Raw genomic sequence first — 5,623 nt, 5'->3', positions numbered from 1 at the left:
GTCGATGTGCGCCGTTTGCAGCCGGTCGAGCAGCTCTTCGGTCGTGGTGGTCGCGGTGACGGTCGCCCGAACCGGCACGGTGTTGATCAACAGGCCCACCATCGATTCGGAGCCGGCCACCTCGGCGGGCCGACCCGAGACGGTGGTGCCGAAGGCGACGTCACGGTGGCCGGTCAGCCACATCAGCAGCTGCGCAAACGCGCCCTGTAACACGATGTTCAGCGTGGTGTGGCGCGAGTGCGCCAGCTCGCCAAGCGCGCGGGTCGTCTCCTCGTTCAGACGGAACGATGTCACCCTTCGGGGGCCCAGCCGTAGCCGCCGCGGCGGACCTACCAGGGTGGGGGCGTCAAAGCCGGCCAACACCCGGCGCCACGCGGCGTGCGCCGCCTCGCGATCCCGGCCGGCCAGCCAGGCGAGGAAGTCGCGATAGGAGGCCGGGGCGGACAATGGCTGCAAGTCGTATTCGGCGAAGATTTCGCTCAGCAGGATCTGCCCGGACCAGCCGTCGCACACGATGTGGTGGATGGCCAGCACCAACCGATACCGCTCTGGTTCGAGCCGGAAAAGTATTGCGCGCAGCGGTGACTGGTGGGTTAGATCGTAGGTTGCAGAACGTTCGGCGGCGCATGCCCGCTCGATTCGGTGCTCGACATCGTTGTTCTCGTCGGCGAGATCGACGTAGCGCCAAGGCAACACAGGGTTCTTCAGAAAGATCTGCAAAGGCTCGTCAAGCCGTTGGTGGACGAATCGGGCACCCAGGTTGGGATAACGGTCAAGCACTGATTGGACGGCATCGCGGAGACGATGATGGTCGAGCGGACCGGTCAGAGCGATGCCGACTTGCACCGCGTACAGGTCGGCGTCATCCTCGGCGCTCGCGCTGGTGTGGAACAACAAGCCCTGCTGCAGCGGCGTCAACGGCAGCACATCAGCGAGTTCGTAGGCGCACTGCAATGTTTCGAGCTCGTCGGCGGCCACGGACACCAGCGCAAAATCCGATGGGGTGAACCCGCCGCCGCCGTCGCGCACATGCGCGCTGATGCCGGCCAGCGCATCGAACCACAACCGACTCAGCATGTCTATTTGCACTGCAGTGATTTTCGAGGGCGCCCACGTCCAGGTGGCTTGCAGCTGTGGTCCGGCGTCGGTGTCAAGCGTGACGACATTGACCCCCACGGTATGGCCGAGCGGCATCGGCCATCCCGCACGTGCCGCATCGGTGAATAGCGTGCCCCCGCCCGACATCTGCCAGCCTTCGCCGGCCTCTGCGTGCTTCCGCGATCCACCCACACGACCCAAGTAGTTGAATCCGATTGGCGGATCCGCGCCTGCCAGATCGACCTCACCATTGAGGTAGCGCAATACCCCGTAGGTATACCCGTCGGGTACGGCCCGGAGCTGCTCCTTGGCCTTCTTGACCGCAGCCCCTAACGCCGGGTGGCCGGCGGCCACCTGTGACCACGCCAACCGATCGGGTGTCAAACACACCGGATATTTGCTGGTGAACCAGCCGACCGTCTCGGACAAGTCGACACCGGGGGCCAGGTCTTCGTGGCGGCCGTGGCCCTCCAGGTCGATGGTGATAGCCCCACCGTCGCTACCGAGAAACTCCGTCCACGCCAACGCGAATGCAATCAACATGATGTCTTGCACTCCGGCATGGAATGCCGCCGGGACCTCAGCGAGCAGCCCGCGAGTCGTCTCGACGTCCAGTGATACCAACAGGTGCGCAGCGCTGGCATGGGTATCCACCTCGGGCTCGACGGGGGCCAGCGCACCACCCACTGCGGCGATCTCGCGCCACACCGGCAACTGATCGACGACCGCATCCGAGCGGGCCCGCTCCGTCAGGACGGAAGCCCATTGACGAAATGATGTCCCCCGCAACGCCAACCGTGCTAACCCGGTGGCACGGTATAAGCCCCAGGCCTCGTTGAGGTCGTCAAGCAAGATCCGCCACGAGACCGCATCGACGGCCAGATGATGGATTATCAGAACCAGCTTCGAAGTGGACGTCACCCACAGCGCTCGGAGCATCACCCCGGCGGCTGGGTCCAACTGCGACCGGGCTTGCACCAACGCGTCATCGGACAGCGCGTCCACCGCGTGCAGACACTGCCGGGCATCTATCGACTCTGCCGGCCGTGTCACAAGTAGCCAGTTCCCGGCGCCGTCGTCATCGACTTGTAGCCGCAACATGGCGTGGCGATTTACCAAGGCCTGCAACAGGATCACCGTGTCAGCCTCGGATACGCCCGCTGGCGCCGAGATTGCCACCATCTGGCAAAACAACCGGATCGGGTGTTGGACGCTGTGCAGCCAGCGCATGATCGGGGTGGCAACTACCTGGCCGATGCCGTCGTCGGTCGGGCGGGTTTCGCTGGCGACGACGCCGGCTACCTGGGCCAGTCGGGTGACGGTTTGCTCGGTGAAGATATCGCGTGGTTTGCACAGCACGCCGGCGGCGCGGGCTCGGGCCACGACTTGCATGGACAGGATGCTGTCTCCGCCGAGTTCGAAGAAGGAGTCGTCGATGCCGATGCGTTCGAGTCCTAGTACGTGGGCGTAGATGTCGGCCAGGATCTCTTCGACGGCGTTGGTTGGGGGACGATATCGTTGGCCGTCTTGGTAGTGCGGTGCCGGTAGTGCGCGGGTGTCGAGTTTGCCGTTGACGGTCAGTGGTAGCGCGTCGAGCATCACTACCGCGGCGGGGATCATGTAGGCCGGCAGCCGCTCGGCGAGTTGGGTGCGTATTCGGGCGGGATCGGCTGTGCCGGTGGCGTATCCGACGAGGCGTTTGTCGCCGGGGCGGTCTTCGCGGGCGATGACCACCGCTTGCTCGATGCCGGTCAGGCCGGCCAGTGCGGTGCGTATTTCGCCGAGTTCGATGCGGTAGCCGCGGATTTTGACTTGTTCGTCGGCGCGCCCGAGGTATTCGAGTTGTCCGTCGGGGCGCCAGCGGACGAGGTCTCCGGTGCGATACATCCGTGTTCCGGGTGGGCCGAAGGGGCAGGCGACAAAGCGTGAGCTGGTCAGACTCCCTCGTCGCCAATACCCCACGCCGACCCCGTGGCCGGCGATATACAACTCGCCGAGCACGCCGGGTGGCACTGGGCGTAACCACCCGTCCAGCACGAACAACGCCGTCCCCGGCACCGGCGAACCGATCGGCGCCACCCCCGACGCAGTCCCCGCGATCAGCGGCGCACTTCCCGACGCCCGTACCGTCGTCTCGGTCGGGCCGTAGGCATTGATCATCACCCGCCCAGGCGCCCAGCGGTCCACCAGATCGGGTGGGCAGGGCTCACCACCAACCGCCACCACAGCCAGCGACTCCAAACCCTGTGGCGACAACATCGCCAGCGCGCGCGGGGTCGATGTGAGGACACTGACGTTTTCCGCGATCAGTAAGGCGCGCAGGTGTTCTGGTGAACCTGCCACCGACTCTGGCACTACCGCCAGCCGCCCACCACTCAGCAGCGCACCCCAGATCTCCTTGACCGAGACATCGAAGCCATAGGAATGGCCCTGGGTCCAGACACCTGCGGGCTGTCGCAGGTGTGCGTGTTCGTGAAGTGCCTCGATCAGCTGGGTGACGTTGTGATGGGTGATGGCAACGCCTTTGGGGACACCGGTGGTGCCCGAGGTGTAGATGAAATACGCGATGTCGTCGGCCGCGGGCGCCGGCAGCGCCGCACCGGGTTGGCCGTTAACCGCACGGTCCGGCATGTCAGCGACGTCGATGACCGGCAGGCCGAACCGAGCGAGCCGGTCGGCGAGCCCGGCGGTGGTGATCGCCACTGCCGGCGCGGCATCGGTCATCATGAACCCGATCCGGTCGTCGGGATACACCGGATCGATCGGCAGATAAGCCGCGCCGGTCTTCAGCACCGCCACAATCGAAACGACTGCCTCAACCGAACGAGCAAACAGTAGTGCCACGCATGCACCCGGACCCACGCCATGAGCTGCCAATACGTGCGCCAAGCGGTGTGCTGCCCCGTCCAGCTCGCGATAGGTCATCGACTGAGCCCCGCAGCTCAGCGCCACCGCATCGGGCGTGCGGGCCACCTGCGCGGCGAACAACACCGGAATCGACGCTGTGGTGGTGGCAGGCTGGGTCAGGACCACTCGGTTGCCCCATTCGTCCAGCCGTGCGTGCTCGCGCCCATGTAGCAGATCCATCGACGAGAGCCGGCGGCTCGGATCGCTGGTCATCGCCAGCAGTATCTGCTGGAACCGGTCAATGAGCGCCTCGATGATGTGCGGTTCGAACACGTCGGTGCGACATTTCAGACGGAGCTCGATTTCAGGACCCGGCACGGCCGCTAACGTCAGCGGGTAATGAGTGGATTCGTGGCTGACGAACTCGGTGACGGTCAGCTCGCGTCCACCAAACAAGTCACCGGTGTCGATCGGGTAGTTCTCGTAGACGAAGAGGGTGTCGAACAGCCTTTCGTGACCGGTGATCCGGTGGATCTCGCTCAGTGCCAGGTGCTGATGCTCGAGGGTGTGGTTGCGAGCGCGTTGCAGTTGATTCAGCAGGTCTGTGGTAGTGGTTGATGAGGTGACCGTTGCCCGCACCGGCACGGTGTTGGCCAACAAGCCCACCATCGATTCGGATCCGGCGACCTCGGCCGGTCGACCCGAGACGGTGGTGCCGAAGGCGACGTCGTGGTGACCGGTCAGCGACATCAGCAGTTGCGCCCAGGCGCCGTTGAGCACGGTATTGACGGTCGTTTGACACGAACGCGCCAGCGCGCCGACGGCCTGGGTGGTCTCGGCGGACAACCGAAACGAATGCGCGCCTCGAGCGCCCAGGCCCAATCGATCCGACGGGTCTACCAGGGTCGGGGTGTCGAAGCCCGCCAACACATCACGCCAAGCGGCGAGGGCGGCATCAAGATCACGATCTGCCAGGTAGGTAAAGAGTGTCCGATACGACCCGGCTGAAGCGAGTGGTCGTCCGTCATAGCTGGCGAAAATCTGCCTCAGCAGGACCGGCAACGACCAGCCGTCGAGCACGATGTGGTGGTTGGTCAGCACCAACCGGTGCCGCTCCGGCGCGATGCGGAGCAAAGCCACCCGAAACGCAGAAGGGCCGCCAAGGTCGCATACGGCGGCGCGCTCGGCGGCGCACACCCGCGAGATCTGCTCATCGACGTTGAGGCCGCCGCCCAGATCGACATAGCGCCACCCCGGCACAGGATCAGCCGGGATGATCTGCACCGGCTCGTCGAACTCGTCCAAGAATCGTGCCGCCAGGTTCGGATGCCGGGCTACCACCGTGTGCACGGCTTCGCGCAGCCGGTCGGAATCAAGAGCGCCGGCTACGCCGAAATCAAGCTGCAGCGCATACAGATCAACATGATCCTCGGCGTTCGCCCTGGAGTGGAACAACAACCCCTGCTGCAGGGGGGTGAGCGGCAAAATGTCCGCGATGTCGTAGCGCTGATCCAGCTCATCGAGCTGCTGCTGGCTCAGGTGGGCGGGCGAGACGCCGGAACGCGTCTGGCCGATGCCGTCGTCGGTCGGGCGGGTTTCGCTGGCGACGACGCCGGCTACCTGGGCCAGTCGGGTGACGGTTTGCTCGGTGAAGATATCGCGTGGTTTGCACAGCACG

Annotated in this window: 1 protein-coding gene; it reads right to left on the bottom strand. The window is 65.1% G+C overall.

Features of this window, described 5'->3' with window-relative positions; translation table 11 throughout:
- Positions 1 to 5,623 (bottom strand): amino acid adenylation domain-containing protein (locus tag WAN02_RS21340; RefSeq protein WP_422266212.1); only part of this gene is annotated, 5,623 nt, incomplete at both ends.

This window comes from Mycobacterium sp. (assembly GCF_049281135.1).
Classification (GTDB): domain Bacteria; phylum Actinomycetota; class Actinomycetes; order Mycobacteriales; family Mycobacteriaceae; genus Mycobacterium.
Note: the sequence above shows the minus strand (reverse complement) of the source record. Positions and strands in the feature narration are given on the sequence as shown.